Below are 22,096 nucleotides of genomic sequence, written 5' to 3'. Positions count from 1 at the left end.
TTCCCCTAATTTGCTTCTAGTTGTAAAACTCTTATATACTGCTAGGCACAATTCGAATATTGAACGATGATGAAAAGTATGCATTAAGTTATGGCAAACTCATTAGAGATGATTTTGAGAAGTCATAAAGAAATAGAGAAAAAATATAAAAAGAACAATCAAAACTTATTGTCAAAATAGTGCGCTTGATAGAAGGGATAGAAGGTACATAAAGGTTGTAGAGGTATTGTTAAATGCCACCGTTCAATGATTCACATAGAAATGATTTATACAGAAAAGATTCACGCAGAATAAATAAACATTAATAAGAATTATTAAAATAATCAATTAACTACACTACTATAAGGAAAAGTTATTATGGCAAATTCGAAAATTTTTTATACCAAGACTGATGAAGCGCCAGCATTGGCGACTTATTCGTTTCTACCCATTGTTGAGGCTTTTACAAAACCGGCAATGATTGATATTGAAGTGAAGGATATTTCACTTACCGGTCGTATTTTAGCGCTTTTCTCAGATATTTTGCCAAAAGAGCAGCAAGTAGAAGATGCGCTCTCTGAACTTGGGCATTTAACTCAAGATTCTGCAACTAATATCATTAAGCTTCCTAATATTTCTGCTTCTATTCCACAGTTAAAAAGAGCTATTGCTGAGTTACAAGCACAAGGTTACGCGATTCCTGATTATCCTGAAGAGCCACAAACAGAAGCCGAAAAGGCGTTACAAAAGCGTTATGCCAAAGTGCTTGGATCAGCGGTAAACCCTGTGTTACGGGAAGGCAATTCTGATCGTCGTGCGCCGATGGCAGTCAAAGAGTTTGCGCGTCATAATCCTCACAAGATGGGTGAATGGAAGCGGGAATCAAAGACAACAGTCGCAACAATGCAAGAGGGGGATTTCTACGGCTCAGAGCAATCGGTCACATTACCGGAAGCAACAGAGTATCAAATTCTCTTTAAACCTGTTGCTGGTGATGCAGTTATTCTCAAAGATTATGCGCCACTACAAAAAGGTGAGATTATTGATACTTCTGTCATGAGCTTACAGAAACTCAAAACTTTCGTTGCCGATGCGATTGAAGAGGCAAAAGCGCGAGATATCCTTCTCTCAGCACATCTAAAAGCAACGATGATGAAAGTCTCTGATCCTATTATGTTCGGGGCTATTGTAGAGGTCTATTTCAAAGATTTATTCGCACAATATGGTGATCTTTTCAAATCTTTAGGGGTTGATACCCGAAATGGCTTAGGGGATATCTATGCCAAAATTAAAGGTCATCCTCAAGAAGCAGAAGTGATTGCGGCAATTGAGTCTGCAATTGCAAAAGGTCCCCGTTTGGCAATGGTAGATTCAGACAAGGGGATTACTAATCTTCATGTTCCCTCGGATGTGATTGTCGATGCATCAATGCCGGCAATGATTCGGGCAGGCGGTAAGATGTGGAACAAGGATAATCAAACAGAAGATACCGTTGCGATGATTCCTGATCGTTGTTATTCCGGTGTTTTTGCGGCGACCATTGAAGATTGTATAGAGAATGGAGCGCTTGATCCTCGTACGATGGGAAGTGTTCCTAATGTTGGTCTGATGGCGCAAAAAGCAGAAGAGTATGGTTCGCACGATAAGACGTTCCAAGCAGCAGATGCGGGTGTGATTGAGGTTGTCACAAAAGATGGTCAGGTATTAATGGCACAGCCCGTTGAAAAAGGGGATATTTTTAGAATGTGCCAAGCGAAAGATGCGCCGATTCAAGATTGGGTAAAATTAGCAGTCACTCGTGCTCGTCTCTCTGAAACCCCCGCTATTTTTTGGTTAGATCCAAATCGTGCTCATGATCGTGAAATGATCAAAAAGGTAGAGCAGTATCTTAAAGATCACGATACTAAAGGGCTAGACATTCAAATTATGTCGCCGATAGAAGCTGCTAAAGTTAGCCTTAAACGTATTCGTGAAGGTAAGGATACGATTTCAGTTACCGGGAATGTGCTGCGAGATTATCTGACAGATCTCTTCCCGATTTTAGAGTTAGGGACTTCCGCTAAGATGCTCTCGATTGTGCCCTTAATGCAGGGCGGTGGATTATTTGAAACAGGTGCCGGCGGTTCAGCACCTAAACATGTGGAGCAATTCTTAACGGAAGGTTATTTGCGTTGGGATTCGTTAGGGGAGTTTTTAGCATTGGCTGAATCTCTTAAACATCTCGGTCGCACACAGGATAATCCCAAAGCATTGTTACTTGGAGAGATGCTCGATTTAGCGAATACTAAATTCTTAGCAGAGGATCGCTCACCAGCTCGTAAATTAGGTTCGATTGATAATCGTGGCTCTCATTTCTATTTGGCGCTCTATTGGGCAGAAGCGTTGGCTAATCAAACGAAAGATCAGGAATTACAAACGATTTTTGCAAATCTATATCAAGATCTAAAAGCCTCTGAGGAGAAGATTAATGAGGAATTACTTACAGCGCAGGGTAAGGCTCAAGATTTAGGCGGATATTATCATCCTAATGCCGACAAAGCGGCTAAAGCAATGCGCCCAAGTACGCTCTTTAATACTATCTTACAATCTTTGAAATAATAATTGCATTAGTAAGATTAGTTGAAAAAATTGAAAAGAAGCTAAAATGGTAATATCCAATAAGGTTATAACAGTATGCAATATTATAACCTTATAATTCTTTCATCCTATAGTGCCTATGTTGAGCTTATTAAGCGGATCGACATAGGCATTTTTTTACCAGTCGACACCAATACCAAGGAAGATATTACTATTTTTGGAATCCCCTCTCTTCGCTTTAGTGCGGTCAAAGTGATAGCCAGTATTGATAGAGAGATGTTCTGTGAGTTTATATTGAATCGCAGTATCAAAATTGAGATCGAGTGTTACATGATTATTAAAGCTACGTCCGACAGAACCTTGGGTTGTAAATTTAATCGGAAGATTGGCGAAGAGGTTCTTCTGATAGTCCCACTTAAAAGTCATGAGTGGATGGCGATCTTTGTGATCATCTCGATACTCTAACTGTTGATAGTTTAGAAGTGTCATTAATGCTAGTTGTGAACGATCATCATTCCAAACCTGCCAGCCAGGACCGGTTCCAAGGAGCCAATTTCCCTTAATATCCTCTACCCAATCATGTTGGTAATGGCTCGTTGTCTGCCAGAAGAAGTAAGGGTTGAAGAAATAATCGAGTGAATAATCGAGATTGTAACGATAAGTGGAAGTTTTGCCATTATCCGTTTTCCGCTCAACGTCCCCTTTAATTTGGTGGCGCCAAATATTATGGGTGAGTTCATAACCCCCTTTCAGATGGAAATTGCGCGTTTTCGAACTACTATTTTTAAAATTAAGATCTAGTTTCACATTACCTGAATGCTCATAGGCAACGGGGTTGTGATTCACTAACGCTAACTCTGCGGCATTTTCATCAATCGTTAATTGTTCATCAAAGGCAAGGGCATATCGCTCTGCATGATTGATGGCAAAGATTGCATTAGAATTCCCATCTGTATCGTAGACAAGCTTCTCTGCACGCATCGGTGTTGTTTCCCCATTAGCACGATTTGGGTTTAAGATCATAGCGCGTTCACTATGGAAACTGCGAATAGCTTGTTGTGGAATGGTAATAGTGCCGGAATAATCGGTCGCAATATGAAGCTTATTTTGGGCAATTTTTTCAATGGTGCCGCTAATACGATCTCCATTTTTCAGATAAACTGTATCGGCCCAGGAGATGCTATGGATTGACGCATATAGTAGTGCAATAGCGATACTAAGAGATTTTCGATTACAGCTAGAAGCGGGAATTGGTTGAGGAGATTGATCTAATGTCGCCATAAAAAATCCATTTAAAATTTTGTTTTATTTTGTTAAAAATAGAAAGAATCATAAATAGGGCTAGCATAGAGGGAATTATTGTTGAAATCAATGATTATGACGGTTGATAAATGAAGAGGATTGTTATTACTTAATATCTACCTCCCATATCTACTTCAAAATATCTCTTTCGGTATTTTTCTAATCATTCTTAATTATTCTAAATTGTCTTTAATCTAGAATTGTAGTAACCAATGATGATAGCGCGCATGCGGCAGATAATCAGGATTTTCAGAGTAGAGCAGTTCCATTTTTAAGTGGTCTTCTTCAGAGATGCGTTTACGCGCTTCAGGCTGCATAAAGTCGTAATATGTACGGATTCCACTCTTTTTGAGAATCTGAATCTTGTGATCATTCAAATACTGTTCTAGTTCATGGTAATCAATCGGGGAGATCGGCGTTAATCCCCCTTGTTCACCAGCAAAATTTCCACGCGCAATATAACGAAAATTACCACGAATTAAATTATGGTAGATCAAACCCTCTCGATTGTAGAAGAGCAGTGAGAGAATACCCTCTGGTTTAATATGGGATTTGATGAGTTGAAAGAGCTGATAAGGATCTTCTAACCATTCAATCATCGCATGACAGGTGATGAGATCGTACTGGGGTAGAGCGAGTGTTGGAAGTTTTTCGACACTTGTATGAAGAAACGTTGCAGATAGTTGCGCCTCTAGAAAGCGAGATTCTGCAAGTTCTAACATCTCTTTGGACGGTTCTAGTAAAGTGAGTTGATGACCTTGGCTTGCAAGTTGCAAGGCAAATTGACCTTGTCCGGCACCGATATCAAGGATATTGAGCGATGATTGATGAAATCCGAGCGTTGTAAAGTCTCGCTCTAAAATAGCTAGACGTAATCGACCTTTGAATGTGTCATAGATATTACGGGTAAAACGGGGGCTCAATTGATTAAATCGTTTACCTTGAGATTCAGAAAGTGAAAGGTTCTCTTGGTGAATATCAGATGTCTTTACTGGTTCGATAGTATCTGCCATATTGGTAATGAGAGTGGTCATATCAGCCTATAAAATTCTATATAAATACCATTTAAATTCTCTGATACTTAGGATATTGCAAAATATCTGCCAACATGGAGACCGGAAATTGACTCGTCAATTCTCTATAATCATGCACTGCATCATTATAAAAAGAGGCTGATTCATCAATGTTGCGATTAGTAATATCGACTTTTACCCAAAGTTCAGCAAGATCTTCTCGGTTTTTAAGCTCTGCATGCGTTTGGCTTTCATGTTTTAGTGTATTGAGATGATTGCGGAGAAGTAAGACATGATGAATACGCTCAGATTGCGCACGCTTACTTTCGGCTTGTTCTTTGATTTCTCGCCATTCTTCGAAGAGTTTAGGATGATTACGAAGTACTTTTTGAGTGATCAAAATAACCGGTTCGCTACGTTCAATGAGCTGCGCTTGGAGGCGCTGAACGTCGACGAGCGCACTATCGCAGACTCGGCGATATTTCCGCAATTTACGGTAATGGTAAATAAAGAGATAGAGAATAAACGCCGAGAGCGCAACGGTAAGGATAATAGTAAATAGCGTCTTAGTCATAATTGATAGATTGCCAAAGGGTTAATATGACGATATTGATGAAGTATTTGTTAATATAGGTCGCTTGCCCTCTAATTGCAACGGAAAACATTAGGAGTAGCTACATAATCATCTTATTATCATTATATTCTATTGTTCAGGTGATTGAGCTTTATTTTAATGATATGGCTGGCATTATTTTAGGAAGACCTCTTTTATATATAGTCATAAAAGAGTGAATAAAAGATAAGAAACTAAGTTGTTAATATTTTTGTATTTCGTACAAAATTAATGAATCATTCTGATAATAATTGTGATAAAAAATAAGCGCTGTTTTGTATTGACTTGTATCAATTCTGTAGTTAGAATCAATAGCTCAAAAGATCGATGAGTATTCACTTATCGGCTCACAATCATCTAATATATGGATTGAATTTTCTCAATGAAAAAACAGAAAGTCGCCATCATCATGGGAAGCAAAAGCGATCTGCCAACAATGCAGAATGCTGCAGACATTCTCAACCAATTTTCCATTACCTACGATATTAAAGTCGTCTCTGCTCATCGCACGCCAGAGTATATGGTCTCTTTTGCATTAAACGCTAAGGATGCCGGATATGATCTGATTATTGCTGGAGCAGGGGGCGCTGCGCATCTTCCTGGTATGGTTGCTTCCTTAACACCTCTCCCTGTCATTGGCGTGCCGATTAAGAGTAGCACGATGAATGGATTAGATTCCCTCTATTCTATTGTGCAAATGCCTGGTGGTATTCCTGTAGCGACAATGGCGATAGGTGATGCAGGCGCTAAAAATGCTGGTCTCTTTGCAGCTCAAATATTAGCGCTGAGCAATGAGACATTATATGAAAAGCTCAAGACATTCCGTAAGTGCCAAACTGAGAATGTCCTAGCAGATAGTACTATAGAGGAGAAGTAGTCATCATGCACATTTTACCTGGCAAAACGATTGGAATTATTGGTGGTGGACAACTAGGTAAAATGTTAGCAGAAGCGGCAAACAGGATGGGCTACTATGTCATCACGCTAGATCCTGCATCAGATGCACCTGCCGTATCCGCCTCGCATGGTCACATTGTCTCTAGCTTTTCCAATGAAGAGGGCTATGAAACGCTGATCTCTCGCTCTGATGTAGTCACTTACGAATTTGAAAATATCGATGCCTCTCTTGTCAAAAGACTGAATAGTGAGTATCACAATATTCCTCAAGGTGAATTACCGCTCTATTTAGCACAAAATAGACGGCGCGAGAAAGCAGCACTTACAGAAGCCGGCTTGCCAGTTGCGCCTTATGTGATTTTAGAAGATCCAGAACAGACACTCAATAAAGCGGTTCAAAAGCTAGGATATCCTTTTGTCGTTAAAACTCAAGAAGGGGGATACGATGGTAAGGGACAAGTTGTCGTGCGTTCAGATGCGGATCTTGCAAAAGTTGCAACACTCTATGGTATTCCTTGTGTCGCCGAGCAGTTCATCCCTTATGATTGGGAGTGTTCGATTATAGGAACACGTTCAACGACAGGTGAGTATCGTCATTTTCCCATTGCCGAGAATTTGCATATTAATAATATTCTCTTTAAAACTACGGCTGGTAGTGAGAAAGTTACCCCAGAATTAGAGGCAAAGCTCAATCAGATGCTACAGACATTTATGGAAACCCATAATATTGTCGGGACGTTAGCAATGGAAGCTTTTGTTGTGAATGATGATGTTTATGTTAATGAATTAGCACCAAGACCCCATAACTCAGGACACTTTACTATAGAGGGTTGCCCAACAAGTCAGTTTGAACAACATATTCGAGCTATTTGTGGTTTGCCACTTGGTAATACAGAATTACTACAAAAGACGGTGATGTTTAATATTTTAGGGCAAGATCGGGAAAAATTATTGAGTTATATTCCCAAAATGTCACAAGATGCACATCTTCATCTATATGGGAAAAAAGAATTTAAAAATAACCGTAAAATGGGACATATCACCTTTACGGGATCAGACGGATTGCACTCTTTTGAAGAGATGATCTTAGCAGAGTAAAAGGAATTTTTGCAGAATAGACCATCATGATTGATTAGGTCTCTCTGTCGTTGCTATCTTGCTGCTTCTAAAGCGACTCTTTTATAATTACGATAAGTAAGGATTCTAATGAAAAGAAGGTTTTATATTGAAAGTACGCCACTCTATTCCTCTGAGGCAAAAGCCTTATTGAATGAGTTGAAAATAGCATTGACGGTTCCTACACTTACCTCTGTACGATTGATTCAAGTCTATGACTTCTTCTCATTGTCTGAAAAAGATCTTCCTCAAATTCAAAAAATTATTCAACAAACAGGCAGAGATCAGGAAATTCGTTCTGATATTATGCAAGCGGAATTGAATAAATATCCCCATTTTGCCATTGAGAGCTTGCCGGGGCAATATGATCAGCGCGCTTATAGCATCTCATTAGTCCTTAAGACAGCAGGAATCTGGGGGAAAACAGCGGCAACTACTGCACAGCTTTATCTCTTTAATGCAGAATTATCAGCTGAAGATCTCACTAAAATTGAGCAATATCTCTTTAATCCCATTAATAGTTACCTCAAAGATCTATCCTTAGCACCCAATGAAGAGGTTTTGAATTTACATCATCATCCTAAGCAAGTGGAGAAGGTGAAAGACTTTATTCATATGACTCCTTCAAAGCTCGTAGAGTTAAAGCTCTTAATGGGGCTTGCGATGGAATTTGAAGATCTTGCTTTCATTCAGAAATATTTTAAATCAGAAGAGAAACGTAATCCTACCGAAACAGAGCTGCTTGTTTTAGATACTTATTGGTCCGATCACTGCCGGCATACCACATTTGAGACAATGCTTAAAAGTATCGATTTCTCAGCAAGTCAATTTGAAGCGCAGCTACAAGCCGCATACGAATCTTATCTACAATTACGAGAAGCCACTGGAATTACAGATCGGCCTGAAACGTTGATGGATATGGCGACGATTATGGGACGCTATCAACGGCAAACAGGTGAATTAGCTGATATGGAGCTATCAGATGAGGTGAATGCTTGTTCTGTACGAATTCAAGTAGATGTAGATGGTGAATCGCAATCTTGGCTCTTGATGTTTAAGAATGAAACCCATAATCACCCAACGGAAATTGAACCTTATGGGGGTGCAAATACCTGCGTAGGCGGCGCTATTCGAGATCCATTGTCAGGACGTGCCTATGTCTATCAAGCGATGAGAGTTACAGGAGCGGGTAATATCTTAGAACCTGTAGAGGATACGCTTGCAACTAAAATTCCACAACGTCGAATTAGCCGCGTTGCAGCGCAAGGTAATAGTGACTATGCTAATCAAATTGGAGGCACTACAACATTTGCCCGAGAATATATTCATCCAGGATTTGTCGCTAAGCGCATGGAACTGGGAGCCGTTGTAGGCGCAGTGAAAGAAGATCATGTGGTGCGAGCGACGCCTATACCCGGGGATTTAGTGCTTTTAGTGGGGGCTAAGACCGGGAGAGATGGTGTGGGCGCTGCTACTGGGTCATCGCAAGTACAGACAGAAGAGACGCTTGAGGAGGCTGGCACAGATGTACAGAAAGGCTGTGCAACAGAAGAGCGCAAAATTCTTCGCTTATTTCGGCGGAAAGAAGCATCTACACTCATTAAAAAGTCCAATGATTTTGGAGCCGGTGGTGTCTCGGTTGCTATTGGTGAATTGGCCGATGGTGTTTGGGTGAATTTAGATCAAGTACCCACAAAATATACAGGTTTAAATGGAACAGATTTAGCGATTTCAGAATCACAAGAGCGAATGGCAGTTGTGGTAAGCGCAAAAGATGCAAAGCGATTTATAGAATTAGCGCAAGAAGAATCTGTAGAAGCAGTGATTGTTGCAGAAATTACTGAAGATCCTCGCTTGGTCATTAGTTGGAGAGGGGAGAAGGTTGTTGATATTGCCCGTTCTTTCTTAGATACCAATGGTATTCGTAAAACGGCCGCTGTTAAGGTTATCGATAGCAACTTGCCCTCACCATTATTACAAGTACCGAATACGGATGATTTAGAGTTAGCGTGGCGTACTTTGTTAGCTGATAAGAATATTGCTAGTCAAAAAGGACTGAATCAAAAATTTGATGCTACACTCGGGCGCTCAACGGTTTTACTCCCTTTTGGTGGAAAATGTCAGGCAACACCCGCCGAGGTTTCGCTTCAAAAGATTCAAATAGAGTCTGGAGAGACGAAAACAGCTACTATCTTAGCCCATGGTTATCATCCTTATTTGGGGGATTGGTCGCCTTTCCATGGAGCAGCTTATGCGGTTATTGAATCGCTTGCACGTATTGTCGCAACCGGAGGTAATCCGCAGAAAGCAAGGCTCTCTTTCCAAGAATATTTTGAGCGATTAGATGGGATTCCAGAAAAATTTGGTAAGCCTGTCGCCGCTTTGTTAGGGGCTTTGGCAGCACAAAAAGCATTTAATGTACCCAGTATTGGCGGAAAAGATAGCATGAGTGGGTCCTTTGATGAGATCAATGTACCTCCGACTTTAGTCTCTTTTGCCGTAACGACTATTCAAACAGATGCTGTTATCTCGTCAGAATTTAAAGAGAGTGGTGATTATATCTACGTATTGCCGGTTAAAGAAGAGGTTACGGGGCAAGTACCTTTTGAAGCTATAGCCCATAATTTTGCACAATTCCAAGCCATTCATGAGCGATATCAGATTAACGCTGCGATGTCAGTACGACAAGGCGGTATTGCTGAAGCTTTAGCTTATATGAGTTTTGGTAATCGGATTGGCGCTAATATTGAGAATATATCCACTCGTGATCTCTTTAGACCACAATATGGAGCCTTTGTATTTACAACTCGTCGAGCATTACCCTCATCAGAAGAGTATATTGCTATTGGTACAACTTTAAGTGAGTACCGCTTTGATTATGGGCAGATCACCATTTTAGGTTCAACCTTACAAGCAGCTGCGGAAGATCGCTATGAGAAGATCTATCCTATTTACGCTAAAAGTGAAGGATTGATTCCTAAAGTAAATAAAATGCCACTTAAAGGTATTATTAATCGCTTAGAAGCTGTAAAACCTACGGTTGTGATTCCTGTATTTGAAGGCACACATAGTGAATTTGATATGGCGCGTGCTTTTGAGAAAGCGGGAGCTGCAGTTTTGATGCAGCCTATCCGACTTTTAACGGAAGCAGATTATCTCGGTTCCGTACGGCAGTTAATAGATCATTTAGAGAATGCTGAAATCTTAGCGCTTGCATCAGGTTTTGCAAGCACTGAAGAGCCAGCAGGAACGGGTTCGACAATGGCACTTTTCTTACAACGGGCGGATATTCGTCAAGCCGTTGAATCCTTTATTGCCAAAGGTGGATTAATCTTAGGAATTAATGCCGGTTTTCATGCATTAGTAAAAACAGGATTATTACCGTACGGAGAGTATCGGGATCAAGAGAGTCAGCAAAGTGAGGAAAAACTCTATCTGACGACCAACCATTGCGGTGAATTTAAATCGCAAATGGTGACTACTGAGATTGTTAATAATGCAGCACCTTGGTTTAGCTCGCTAAATTGTGGTGATCAACATGTTCTGCCATTTGCTGCGCTTGAAGGGCGTGTTATGCTTTCTGAAGAACTTTTCCAGACATTACAAGCCAATGGACAGATCGCTGCACAATATGTAGATCACAAATCACGAGCAACATTAGATCAGACATTTAATCCTGCAGTATCGCAGTATGCCATTGAAGCGATCACAAGCCCTAATGGGCAAATTCTTGGAAAAATGGCGCATAGTGAGCGTTATGAAGAAGGATTGTTCCTCAATATTCCAGGACGGAAACATCAAACGATTTTTGAAAATGCGGTTTCGCATATTACTAGCAAGCACCTTTAATCTATCTTTAAATTGAGGAGTTACACAATGTCTACACTACTTTATGAAGGCAAAGCAAAACAGATCTATAGTACAGATAATCCGAATGAGGTTTTGATTCACTATAAAGATGATGCAACTGCTGGTAATGGCGCGAAAAAAGCCCAATTTGAAGATAAGGGTGTCTTGAATGCCGCGATTTCTACCATGATTTTTGATTATCTCATCGCCAATGGGATCAAAACACATCTCATTAAACAAGTAAATGAACGTGATGTGTTATGTGAAAAAATTGATATCGTATTACTTGAAGTGATTATGCGTAATGTGGCAACCGGCTCATTAACAAGCCGTTTAGGTATTAAAGAGGGAACAGAGCTTAATCCCCCGATTTTAGAATTTTGCTACAAAAAAGATGAATTGAATGACCCACTCATTAATGCCGACCATGCCTTAGCATTAGGGTTAGCGACAGAAGCTGAAATCGCAACAATCTCAAGCGAAGCACGTAAAATTAACACATTACTTAAACAATTATTTGATGAGATTGGCATTACGCTTGTGGATTTTAAAGTGGAGTTTGGACGTAATCCTCAAGGTGAGATCGTGCTTGCGGATGAGATTAGCCCTGATACTTGTCGTCTTTGGGATAAAGAGACACATAGTAAATTGGACAAAGATCGTTTCCGTCAAGATTTAGGCAATGTGATTGAAGCGTATCGGGAAATTCATCGTCGCTTAAAGGATCGTGTGTAATGGGTTTTAAACAGTTAAATGAAGAGTGTGGTGTCTTTGCAGTGTCCGGTAATATGGAAGCTGCAACCCTCACTTATTATGGTCTACATGCGCTACAGCATCGTGGCCAAGAGAGTGCCGGGATTGCCACTTTAACAGAGGATGGTCGTATTATCTGTGTAAAGGGGGAAGGCCTATTAACAGAAGTCTTTGCTGATCCCAAAAAATTACAGAGTTTAGAGGGAAGTGTAGCCATTGGCCATGTACGTTATCCGACAAATAGCTCTCGGGGTGTTGTGAATGCTCATCCTATTGTATTAAGCACCACAGATGAAACGATTGCGATCGCTTTTAATGGGGCTTTAACTAATTCAGATGAATTAAAGGTACGTTTAGAGCGAGAAGGCAGTGTATTTCACTCATCGGGTGAAACAGAGTTATTAGGGCATCTTCTACGCCGTTGTCAAGGAAGCTTCCTTGAGCGATTAAAGACGAGTTTATTGCAGATTGAAGGCGCTTATAGTTACACTGTCTTGCACAATAGCGGCCTCTATATTGCTAGAGATCCGCATGGAATTCGCCCGCTATCAATGGGGAAAATGCCTAATGGCGGTTATGTCTTTGCCTCAGAAACGTGTGCTTTTGATATTGTGGGTGCGGAGTTTGTACGCGATGTGGAACCCGGTGAGGTGATTACGATTCAGAATAATGAGGTGATCTCAAGCTTTTTAGAGACAAAGAGAACTCATGCGCTCTGTATGATGGAATATGTCTACTTCTCACGCCCTGATAGTGATTTAGAAGGGAAGAACGTTCATGCGGTTCGTAAAAGAAGCGGCGTTGAGCTCTTTAAAGAAGCCCATATTGATGCAGATATTGTCATCGGAGTTCCTGATTCAAGTATTTCGGCAGCAGTGGGGTATGCTGAAGCTTCAGGATTGCCAAATGAGATGGGATTGATTAAGAATCGTTATATTGGTCGTACCTTTATTCAACCGACACAAGAACTTCGGGAACGGGGTGTGCGAATGAAGATCTCGGCAATTAGTAGTATTGTGAAGAATAAGCGTGTGATTCTCATTGATGACTCGATTGTGCGAGGTACTACGAGTAAGCGTATTGCAGCATTGCTTCGTACCGCAGGGGCGAAAGAGATCCATATGCGCGTATCATCGCCTATCTTCAAATATCCTTGCTACTATGGTGTGGATGCCACAAATCCTCGAGAACTATTGGCACAACATTATCAAACGGTAGAAGAGATGCGACAATTTATCGATGTGGATTCCCTTGCATTTTTAAGTCCAGAAGGACTGATCCGCGCAACCGGTCATTCAGAGAGTCGTGGCGTGAATTGTGGTCTTTGCTTAGGCTGTTTTACCAACCATTATCCAACTAATATTCAGTTTAATGAGGCATAAATGAGTCAATTATATAAAGAAGCCGGCGTGAATTTAGAGGCTGGCTATGAATCAGTAGCACGTATCAAAAAGCATGTTGCGAGTACAATGCGTTTAGGTGCAATGGATATCTTTGGGGATTTTGGTGGGTCTTTTGATCTCTCTGAACTCAACTACCAAAAACCGGTGCTTGTTTCTGGCACTGATGGTGTTGGGACTAAACTCAAGTTAGCCTTTGATATGGATATCCACGATACGATAGGAATCGATGCCGTTGCAATGTGTGTGAATGATATCTTAACACAAGGGGCAGAGCCGCTCTTCTTCCTCGACTATATTGCTTGTGGTAAAAATGATCCTGCACAAATCGAAGCGATTGTAAAAGGGGTTGCTGAAGGTTCTAAATTATCGGGTGCCGCACTGTTAGGTGGGGAAACAGCAGAAATGCCGGGTTTCTATCAAGATGGTGAATATGATATTGCTGGATTTGCAGTGGGTGTTGTGGAAAAAGATGCGCGCGTGAATAAAGCTAATGTCAAAGTTGGAGATCAAATTATAGGGCTCCCCTCAAGTGGCGTTCATAGTAATGGCTTTTCACTAGTCCGCCATATTATCAAGGAGCAAAATTTAGATCTTCATACACAATATGAAGGGTTTGATAAACCGTTGGGTGAAGTGTTATTAACGCCTACAGAGATCTATGTCGCACCGGTGCTTAACTTACTTCAATCAGTGAAAGTAAATGCGATGGCGCATATTACCGGCGGTGGTTTCTACGAGAATGTGCCACGAATGTTGCCGGAGGGGATGGGTGCAAAATTTAAGGCATCTACTTGGACACCACCGGCAATCTTCCCATTCCTACAAGCGAAAGCAGGTATTTCTGATAAAGAGATGTTCACTGTTTTTAATATGGGTATTGGTTATATGATTGTCGTTAATCCTGATGATGTAGCTGCGACACTCGCACTATTACCAAATGCTTCACTCATTGGTGAAATTACTGAAACCGGCCAAATTGAGATTCAATAATGAAGAAAATTGCGATTTTTGCCTCTGGCACCGGTTCTAATTTTGATGCATTAGCACAAGCCATTGATGATGGTCGATTAAAGGCCGAAATTCAATTGCTAGTGTGCGATCAAAAGCATGCGAAAGTCATTGAGAAGGCAGAGAAGAGAGGAATTTCAACCTTCGTTTTTACGGCTAAAGAGTTTGCTTCTAAGGCAGATTATGAATCGATGATTGTATCAAAGCTCAAACACGCAAATGTTGAGTGGGTGATTCTTGCCGGATATATGCGGTTATTGGGTTCAACGCTTTTAGAGGCGTATCCAATGCATATTATTAATATTCATCCCTCATTATTGCCAGCTTATAAGGGGAAAGATGCGGTTGAGCAGGCGATTGAAGCGGGCGAACGCCAAGTGGGTGTCTCTATTCATTATGTAGATGAGGGAATGGATACAGGAGAGCTCATTGCACAAGAGGCGATTCAATTGACCGGTAGAGAGCAACTAGATGAAGTATTACAGATGGTTCATCATGTAGAACATCGGCTCTACCCGCAGACCTTGGCACTCTTATTTGCAGATTAATCCTGAAGAATTTATCGCAAATTAAGAGATTAAGAGATTAAGAGATTAAGAGATTGATTAAAAAGGTATCTCTCGAAATAGCTTCTAGAGACTAGGAGAATATAGAGAGATATCTATCATTTAAAAGGGTCTCAAATAGATCTGAGTTAGGTAAAACACTCTTTAAAAGAGTATTTCTTTGAGAGAGTGAAAATAGAGAGTAGCACTTTAGGATATAGTGAGATTGTCCTGATGAGGTATTCACTTCATCGGATCAGTATAACTATGTCGTTGTTATTGCGATTATTGAACATTGTTAATGAAAAGGACAGAGTAGATCATGACGAAACGACGCGCGCTTTTAAGTGTGAGTGATAAAGCAGGGATTACCGAATTTGCAGCCGAATTAGTAGCACTTGGCTTTGAACTTATCTCAACGGGGGGTACTAAAAAAGCCATTAGTGATGCAGGGATTGCCGTCAAGGATATTTCCGATATCACAGGCTTTCCTGAAATTATGGATGGCCGAGTAAAAACACTTCATCCAATGGTGCATGGCGGATTACTCTCTGTACGAGGGAATGATGTTCATACCAAAGCGATGACTGATAATGGTATTGAATATATCGATATGGTGGTTGTGAATCTCTATCCGTTCAAAGAGACCATTTCAAAACCTGGGGTGCGCTATGATGAAGCCATTGAAAATATCGATATTGGTGGTCCCTCAATGTTGCGTAGTGCAGCTAAAAATCATGAGTCGGTTACAGTGATTACCGATCCTAATGATTACGCTATTGTGCTTGCTGAGCTTAAAGCGAATGGTGATACTACTTTTGCAACACGTCAGCGTTTAGCCTTGAAAGTGTATCAAACCACTGCGGCTTATGATGCGCTCATTGCGCAATATTTTGCGAATGAAATTGGCGATCAATTTCCTGAGAAATTAACGCTCACTTATGAGAAACAACAAGGTTTGCGTTATGGTGAAAATCCTCATCAGGAAGCGGCCTTTTATAGAACCCCACTTGCGCAAAATAACTCGCTTGCACACGCAACACAAATCCATGGTAAAGAACTCTCATATAATAATATTCAAGATGCTAATGCAGCAATCAATATTATGTTGGAATTCCAAGAACCCGTTGTAGTAGCGGTCAAACATATGAATCCTTGCGGCGTGGGTTTAGGGGCAACTTTATTAGAAGCATGGAATCGCGCGTATGAAGCAGATCCCACTTCTATCTTTGGTGGCATCATTGCAACGAACCAGACGGTTGATGCGGCAACCGCTGAAAAGATGAGTGAGATTTTCCTAGAGATTATTATTGCACCTAGCTTCACAGAAGAAGCGAAAGCGATCCTCATGGCGAAGAAAAATATTCGTCTATTAGAAAATAATCCTCAAGAAGAGCGTATGGCAGAGAAGGTTACAACAACTGCAGTGAATGGTGGTTTATTAGTCCAAACTTTAGATCGCGCTGTGATTGATCCAGAGAGTTTCACTGTAGTAACTGATCGTCAGCCAACAGCTGAAGAGATGGAGGCTCTACTCTTTGCTTGGAAAATTGTGAAGCATGTGAAATCAAACGCGATTGTTGTGGCAAAAGAGGGACAAACGCTGGGTGTAGGTGCAGGGCAGATGAATCGCGTGGGCGCTGCACAGATTGCCCTTGATCAAGCAGGTGAAGCGGCTAAAGGTAATGTTTTAGCATCAGATGCATTTTTCCCAATGCCAGATACCTTAGAAAATGCGGCAAAAGCAGGGATTAAAGCAGTGATTCAACCAGGCGGTTCTATTAAAGACCAAGAATCAATAGATGTTGCTAATCAATATGGCATTGCAATGGTCTTCACCGGCGTACGCCATTTCAAACACTAAATCAATACTCAATTAGAGTAATCAAACATTTAATAGTCAGAAATGATTTTGGAGGAACCCTTAATTCATCATCACGTCATTGAGATGTTGCTTTATAGTGTGGTGCTTTAGTAACTCCTAATGACAACGAATGAATTAAGGTCAACAAAAACCGGAGAGGAATGGCTCTCCGGTTTTTTTATCGGTTCAAAATAAGCATTATCCAAATGCCAGTGGATCGATTGATCGAGACGAGAAAACAGTTCTATCCGGCATCTTGCAAATGTTATTTAGTACAGTTTTAGGTTTTTTTAAAATCCCACACTAGCGACTTATAATGATTTCTCTTAGACCAATTTATTATAAAAGTATTTATTCGAGAAGAGAGTGTTTAACAATCTCACTAAACCTCACCACATCTTCTTCCGGTAATAGATGATCGACATTGGGGATTTCGCCCCCGATTTGTTCGATGGCTTTAGCGGCTGTTTTGGAGCTTAGTTGAAAAATGGTTCGGGAGTTTTCGCCCCAGAGAATGGTGATCGGAACTTGTTGGTGAAGTGTTTTTAAGGATTCTGCACTTATCTCTGGTGGTTCATTCTGATTGAGTAATTTAGCAAGGGTATAATCATTTTCTTGCTTGATGATTTGTAAGGCTTCAGATTGATTCATAAGACCATAACTCGGTTCTTTAGTATCTGTTTCCGGTAGATTCTTGCAAGCGGCAATAAAATAATCAATAGCTAATGCGCTCTTTTTCCGGCGAGTCGCGCGAATGATCGGGCTCATCATTTTGGTGAGATCTTGAGTAAATTCAGTGTGTATCGCTTGATCCATTCCATAGCTTGGAATGATGAGTTCATAAAGAATTAATTGTTGAAAAAGGGTCGGAGCTTCCAATGCTGCTAGGAGTGCGACATGACAAGCATAAGACCAGGCTACGATAATAAACGGGCGATGAGGCGTATTTTCTTGCTCATTAAGAGCACGACAAAAGGCGCATAATGTCTCGGCACTCTCTTGAGTATCGAGGGGTTGATCTCGTTCTCCCCCTTTGCCAAATCCCCATTGTGTTAAGGCGATTATTTCATGTTCTGGGAAATATTGCGGATAATCTTGCCAAGTTCTCCGGTCGCCTAAGATCCCATGCAGAAAAAGAAGACGCGGACGTTCTCTATCTCTTGGTGATGACGTTGGTAGCGTATGATCATAGGTGAGCGTGACTTCTTCATCTCGATGCAAAATCGATAATTGCTGCGTTTTTGTTGTGCTTTGAGTGGACATAAGTTGAAATCTTTTTTAAATATTCTTAATCAAGGCTGAGTGAACGTTACCAAGATTGATTTGAATGTGGCTGCATTGATTAAATTTATGAGATTGACTTTAGGTCAGCTGTTGATTTTATTCGGGCTTAATAAAATCGGTAAAATCATCTCGACTGAGCAATTGTACTAAGGAATCAGTTAATTGTGCGAGGGCTTCATCACAGATTACAAAAGGTGGCATGATATAGACTAGTCGATTAAAGGGCCGAATCCATACACCTTTTTCTACAAAATATTGCTGAATTTTAGCCTGGTTTACAGGGTGATGTAGCTCAATCACACCAATTGCACCTAAGACTCGAACATCTCGAATATGAGGATTGTTTTTAAGCGGATAGAGTGCTGTTTTTAGCTTAGATTCGATATGGGAAACTTGGGTTTGCCAATCGTTATCGGTTAATAATGTTAGGCTGGCATTTGCCGCAGCGCAAGCAAGAGGATTACCCATAAAGGTTGGGCCATGCATAAAACATTTTGCATCCCCATTGCTAATGGTATCGGCGATATGGCGAGTTGTTAGTACTGCTGAGAGCGTTAAATAGCCGCCGGTGAGTGCTTTTCCAAGACAGAGGATATCGGGTACAATGCCGGCATGCTCACAAGCAAAAAATCGTCCTGTTCGGCCAAATCCTGTTGCGATCTCATCGGCAATAAGGGGAATTTCATATTGATCACAAAGCGCTCGTAGTAGCTTGAGATAATTAGGGTGATAAAAACGCATTCCGCCGGCACCTTGAACAATAGGCTCAATAATAACGGCAAAGAGCTCCTGATGATGCGCTTTAAAGAGAGATTTTAAGTGATCACCTGCGGATTCTTGCCATTGATCTTCAAAGCCTACGGTAAAAGGCTCGGCAAAAAGGTGATTGGGCAGATAATCTCCATAGAGTGAATGCATTGAGTTGCTAGGATCACAAACTGCCATCGCACCAAAAGTATCACCATGATAGGCATGAGAGAGGGAGAGCACACGATGGCGCTTTTCACCACGGGCATGCCAATATTGAAAAGCCATTTTTAAGGCCACTTCTACAGCGACTGAACCGGAATCTGCTAAAAAAACACACTCGAGTGCTTCCGGCGTTAAATCAACTAATTTTTTAACAAGATCAATCGCCGGCTGATGAGTAATACCGCCAAACATGACATGGGATACTTGGTGTAATTGCGCTTCTATGGCCGCATTAATGACGGGATGATTATAACCATGTAATACCGCCCACCAGGAAGACATTCCATCAACTAAGCTTCTTCCATCTTCCAGGAATAGAGATGTTCCTTCTGCAGAAACAACAGGATAGCAGGGAAGCGGTTCACTCATCGAAGTATAGGGGTGCCAAATATGGCGTTGGTCAAAGTTCAGGTCAATGGATTGCATGGTGATAAAACTCTTATTTATTATTGTTGAATGAAGGTTTCAGAATAGTTCAATAATAGCGATATAACCCTCTGTCCTAAGGGGAAAAATATCCATATTGCTATGATATTTCCTAGGATTACAGCACGATAATCTACTCGTTCAATGAGGGATTATGGTACTATAATTTTTGATAAGTGGCCTGTGAAAAGCGCCACTTTTTGTTTTTATCACCGGTTATAACAAGACAATTCATTGCAATATTAGAGGATAAAGTAAAATAATGAATGGGTGGAAAGCGCGTATTGATCAAGCATTACAACAAGCGCTATCGCAGAATCAGAAGCGTCAGCGTGTGGTTTGTGAAATAAAACCACAGAGTGAAATGATGGTGGCAGGTCGATCGTATCTTAACTTCTCTTCTAACGATTATCTCGGTTTAAGTCAGCATCCTGATTTGCTACAAATAGCGATGGAGGCGATGAGAGAACATGGTATTGGCAGTGGTGGTTCAGGGCATGTCACTGGCTATAGTGCACCTTTAGCATCATTAGAGCAAGATTTAGCTACCTGGTTGGGCTATGAACGCGCGATTGTCTATCCTTCAGGTTTTACTGCTAATCAAGCAATTATCAAGCTTCTTATTGCAAAAGGAGATCGTATTTTAGCAGATAAACTGTCCCATGCTTCTATCATGGAAGCTGCAATGTTATCACTGGGAGAGTTACGCCGTTTTAAACATAATGATCCTACCAGCTTACAGAAGTTATTGTCCCAATCTTTATTATCGGAAGATGCCGAACAAATAGTGATTACAGAGGGTGTCTTTAGTATGGATGGTGATATGGCACCGCTCGATGCGCTTGTAAATGTGATACAGGACCAAGCACTTTTTATGGTAGATGATGCCCATGGGATCGGTATTTTAGGTAATCAAGGTCGGGGGACTTGTGATCACTTTGGCATTCATCCAGATATATTAGTGGTTACATTTGGTAAAGCAGCGGGTTGTAGCGGTGCGGCGATTCTATTATCGGCGCAATTGGCGGAGTATTTTATTCAATCTTCACGACCTCTAATTTATAGTACAGCCATTCCCCCTATGCAAGCGGCTATTTTACGAGCTTCTTTTACATTGATTCGTGGTCAAATCGGTGATGCTTTACGACAAAAATTGAGAAAAAATATTCACTATTTTCAAAATAGAATGAAAGATTTACTCTCAGAAATCCCTGAATCTCATCGACTTAAATCCTCTTTACAATTACTGCCTTCAGATACGCCCATTCAACCGCTGATTATCGGTGAATCGGATGATGCTTTAAAAGTGGCGGATAGTTTGAAGCAGCAAGGGATTTGGCTTTCGGCGATTCGTCCACCCACAGTCCCGCCGAAGAGTGCTCGACTTCGAATTACGATTACCGCAACGCATACAGCAGCGATGATTGATCAATTAATAGCGGCCTTTCATCAGGTGTTATTCGATGCTGAGTATTTATAAAGGATTATAAATTAGCTTATGAAGATCAATGCGATAGAATCATTGGTGTCTGAAACTTTGATTTCGGAATCCTTCCCTTCAGAATCCCCCATTTCAAAATTATCTAACTTAGAGATGTTGAACAAAGAGAATGTTGCCGCCCAATTTGGGAAAAAAGCTTCTCAATATGGGCAATATGCGGTGATACAGCGTCGGATTGCAGATCAACTGATCACTCAATTTTGTTCCGTTTTAGCACAAATTAAACAGATGAATTCCTTGATGCAAGCGGAGAATAGTTCGTTGAGCAAGAATTTAAACGAGGTCTTCAATGATCCAATTCGATTATCCATTTTAGATGCCGGTGCCGGGACGGGATATATCGGGGAACGATTAGCGGAATATGGAACTACTTTCAGTACAGATTTGGATTTAACGGCGCTTGATATCTCTGCCGAGATGTTACAGGTTGCACAAGATCGAGATCTTTATCACAGTTATGTGCAGGCGGATATTGAATCGTTACCATTGGAAAATCGGCAATATGACTTTGTCATTAGCAGTTTAGCGGTACAGTGGTGTCGAGATTTGAAACGTGCATTGATAGAATTACAGCGTGTAGCAAAAGTCGCACCTTGGGGCGCACCTTCTATTTTTATTACCACGTTAGCAGCCGGAACCTTACAAGAGTTACGGGAAGCTTTCAAACAGATTGATAATGCTGAACACATTTTACCCTTTGTATCAGAAGCGATGATTCAAGGTGAGGTGAGCGCTTTGAAAGGGGAAGTCAGTGTTGTTGATGAGATTATTGAATTTCCAACATTGAAAGATTTGCTTGCCAGCATCCGTTATATCGGCGCAAATAGCCTACCCAATCAAGCGCGACCTTGGTTAGGGAAATCAGCTTATCAGCAATTAGAGGCTTATTTTCAGAGGCTAGGAGCTTATCGATTAACCTATCGCGTTGCCTATATTACCTTACCGGGTAAGGTATAAGATCAAACAGGGAACAAGATTCAGTTAAGAGATATAA

16 protein-coding genes are annotated in these 22,096 nt (G+C 40.9%); 11 read left to right on the top strand and 5 right to left on the bottom strand.

The genetic code is table 11. The annotated features are described in order from the left end of the window. The first annotated feature begins 354 nt into the window (after nt 1-354). Nucleotides 355-2,577: an NADP-dependent isocitrate dehydrogenase gene (locus DC083_RS07225; RefSeq protein ID WP_373296740.1), complete on the top strand. Its 2,223-nt coding sequence runs from the start codon at nt 355-357 to the stop codon at nt 2,575-2,577. A gap of 156 nt (nt 2,578-2,733) precedes the next feature. Here the strand turns inward: DC083_RS07225 and DC083_RS07220 are convergent, their stop codons facing one another. From DC083_RS07220 to DC083_RS07210, 3 genes are all read right to left on the bottom strand, one after another. Then, on the bottom strand, nt 2,734-3,837 hold the full coding sequence (locus tag DC083_RS07220) for a DUF481 domain-containing protein (protein ID WP_109189540.1): 1,104 nt from the start codon (nt 3,835-3,837) through the stop codon (nt 2,734-2,736). Nucleotides 3,838-4,052: 215 nt separating this feature from the next. Further along, complete coding sequence (locus DC083_RS07215) at nt 4,053-4,892, bottom strand: methyltransferase domain-containing protein (RefSeq protein WP_229822334.1); 840 nt, start codon at nt 4,890-4,892, stop codon at nt 4,053-4,055. 31 nt (nt 4,893-4,923) lie between these two features. Beyond that, nucleotides 4,924-5,445: a LemA family protein gene (locus DC083_RS07210; protein ID WP_109189539.1), complete on the bottom strand. Its 522-nt coding sequence runs from the start codon at nt 5,443-5,445 to the stop codon at nt 4,924-4,926. Nucleotides 5,446-5,866: 421 nt separating this feature from the next. On the opposite strand from DC083_RS07210, the gene purE reads away from it, so the two are divergent. The 8 genes from purE to purH all read left to right on the top strand — a co-directional run bounded on the left by purE (nt 5,867) and on the right by purH (nt 16,919). Beyond that, nucleotides 5,867-6,361, top strand: coding sequence for a 5-(carboxyamino)imidazole ribonucleotide mutase (gene purE, locus DC083_RS07205; protein WP_109189538.1), 495 nt, complete (start codon nt 5,867-5,869; stop codon nt 6,359-6,361). Nucleotides 6,362-6,366: 5 nt separating this feature from the next. After that, nucleotides 6,367-7,479, top strand: a complete 1,113-nt coding sequence (gene purK / locus DC083_RS07200; protein WP_109189537.1) for a 5-(carboxyamino)imidazole ribonucleotide synthase — start codon at nt 6,367-6,369, stop codon at nt 7,477-7,479. Between the two features lie 108 nt (nt 7,480-7,587). Further along, complete coding sequence (locus tag DC083_RS07195) at nt 7,588-11,346, top strand: phosphoribosylformylglycinamidine synthase (RefSeq protein ID WP_109189536.1); 3,759 nt, start codon at nt 7,588-7,590, stop codon at nt 11,344-11,346. 27 nt (nt 11,347-11,373) lie between these two features. Next, entirely contained in the window at nt 11,374-12,081 is a 708-nt protein-coding gene (gene purC, locus DC083_RS07190) for a phosphoribosylaminoimidazolesuccinocarboxamide synthase (protein WP_109189535.1), read from the top strand. After that, entirely contained in the window at nt 12,081-13,481 is a 1,401-nt protein-coding gene (purF, locus tag DC083_RS07185) for an amidophosphoribosyltransferase (protein ID WP_109189534.1), read from the top strand. The genes purC and purF overlap by 1 nt, the downstream gene beginning before the upstream one ends. Then, a complete protein-coding gene (purM, locus tag DC083_RS07180) occupies nt 13,482-14,492 on the top strand; it encodes a phosphoribosylformylglycinamidine cyclo-ligase (protein ID WP_109189533.1) in 1,011 nt (336 codons plus the stop codon). Next, nucleotides 14,492-15,058 (top strand): phosphoribosylglycinamide formyltransferase, encoded by a 567-nt coding sequence (gene purN / locus DC083_RS07175; protein ID WP_109189532.1) that lies wholly within the window; start codon nt 14,492-14,494, stop codon nt 15,056-15,058. The genes purM and purN overlap by 1 nt, the downstream gene beginning before the upstream one ends. A gap of 319 nt (nt 15,059-15,377) precedes the next feature. After that, nucleotides 15,378-16,919, top strand: coding sequence for a bifunctional phosphoribosylaminoimidazolecarboxamide formyltransferase/IMP cyclohydrolase (gene purH, locus DC083_RS07170; RefSeq protein ID WP_109189531.1), 1,542 nt, complete (start codon nt 15,378-15,380; stop codon nt 16,917-16,919). Between the two features lie 351 nt (nt 16,920-17,270). Here the strand turns inward: purH and DC083_RS07165 are convergent, their stop codons facing one another. Both DC083_RS07165 and bioA read right to left on the bottom strand, forming a co-directional pair. Next, nucleotides 17,271-18,182 carry an alpha/beta fold hydrolase gene (locus DC083_RS07165; protein ID WP_109189530.1) on the bottom strand — a complete coding sequence of 304 codons (912 nt, stop codon included), beginning with the start codon at nt 18,180-18,182 and terminating at the stop codon, nt 17,271-17,273. 117 nt (nt 18,183-18,299) lie between these two features. Beyond that, entirely contained in the window at nt 18,300-19,601 is a 1,302-nt protein-coding gene (bioA, locus tag DC083_RS07160) for an adenosylmethionine--8-amino-7-oxononanoate transaminase (RefSeq protein ID WP_109189529.1), read from the bottom strand. A 262-nt stretch (nt 19,602-19,863) separates the two neighbouring features. On the opposite strand from bioA, the gene DC083_RS07155 reads away from it, so the two are divergent. Both DC083_RS07155 and DC083_RS07150 read left to right on the top strand, forming a co-directional pair. Further along, on the top strand, nt 19,864-21,081 hold the full coding sequence (locus DC083_RS07155) for an aminotransferase class I/II-fold pyridoxal phosphate-dependent enzyme (protein WP_109189528.1): 1,218 nt from the start codon (nt 19,864-19,866) through the stop codon (nt 21,079-21,081). A gap of 18 nt (nt 21,082-21,099) precedes the next feature. Next, nucleotides 21,100-22,059: a methyltransferase domain-containing protein gene (locus tag DC083_RS07150; protein WP_109189527.1), complete on the top strand. Its 960-nt coding sequence runs from the start codon at nt 21,100-21,102 to the stop codon at nt 22,057-22,059. Nucleotides 22,060-22,096: the final 37 nt, after the last annotated feature.

The sequence above is a fragment of the Ignatzschineria ureiclastica genome (genome assembly GCF_003121845.1).
GTDB lineage: Bacteria > Pseudomonadota > Gammaproteobacteria > Cardiobacteriales > Wohlfahrtiimonadaceae > Ignatzschineria > Ignatzschineria ureiclastica.
Note: the sequence above shows the minus strand (reverse complement) of the source record. Positions and strands in the feature narration are given on the sequence as shown.

Excerpts from the sequence above, each read along its gene's own strand:
- DC083_RS07220 (WP_109189540.1), bottom strand. The coding sequence starts at position 3,837 with ATGGCGACATTAGATCAATCTCCTCAACCAATTCCCGCTTCTAGCTGT.
- DC083_RS07215 (WP_229822334.1), bottom strand. The coding sequence starts at position 4,892 with ATGACCACTCTCATTACCAATATGGCAGATACTATCGAACCAGTAAAG.
- DC083_RS07210 (WP_109189539.1), bottom strand. The coding sequence starts at position 5,445 with ATGACTAAGACGCTATTTACTATTATCCTTACCGTTGCGCTCTCGGCG.
- purE (WP_109189538.1), top strand. The coding sequence starts at position 5,867 with ATGAAAAAACAGAAAGTCGCCATCATCATGGGAAGCAAAAGCGATCTG.
- purK (WP_109189537.1), top strand. The coding sequence starts at position 6,367 with ATGCACATTTTACCTGGCAAAACGATTGGAATTATTGGTGGTGGACAA.
- DC083_RS07195 (WP_109189536.1), top strand. The coding sequence starts at position 7,588 with ATGAAAAGAAGGTTTTATATTGAAAGTACGCCACTCTATTCCTCTGAG.
- purC (WP_109189535.1), top strand. The coding sequence starts at position 11,374 with ATGTCTACACTACTTTATGAAGGCAAAGCAAAACAGATCTATAGTACA.
- purF (WP_109189534.1), top strand. The coding sequence starts at position 12,081 with ATGGGTTTTAAACAGTTAAATGAAGAGTGTGGTGTCTTTGCAGTGTCC.
- purM (WP_109189533.1), top strand. The coding sequence starts at position 13,482 with ATGAGTCAATTATATAAAGAAGCCGGCGTGAATTTAGAGGCTGGCTAT.
- purN (WP_109189532.1), top strand. The coding sequence starts at position 14,492 with ATGAAGAAAATTGCGATTTTTGCCTCTGGCACCGGTTCTAATTTTGAT.
- purH (WP_109189531.1), top strand. The coding sequence starts at position 15,378 with ATGACGAAACGACGCGCGCTTTTAAGTGTGAGTGATAAAGCAGGGATT.
- DC083_RS07165 (WP_109189530.1), bottom strand. The coding sequence starts at position 18,182 with ATGTCCACTCAAAGCACAACAAAAACGCAGCAATTATCGATTTTGCAT.
- bioA (WP_109189529.1), bottom strand. The coding sequence starts at position 19,601 with ATGCAATCCATTGACCTGAACTTTGACCAACGCCATATTTGGCACCCC.
- DC083_RS07155 (WP_109189528.1), top strand. The coding sequence starts at position 19,864 with ATGAATGGGTGGAAAGCGCGTATTGATCAAGCATTACAACAAGCGCTA.
- DC083_RS07150 (WP_109189527.1), top strand. The coding sequence starts at position 21,100 with ATGAAGATCAATGCGATAGAATCATTGGTGTCTGAAACTTTGATTTCG.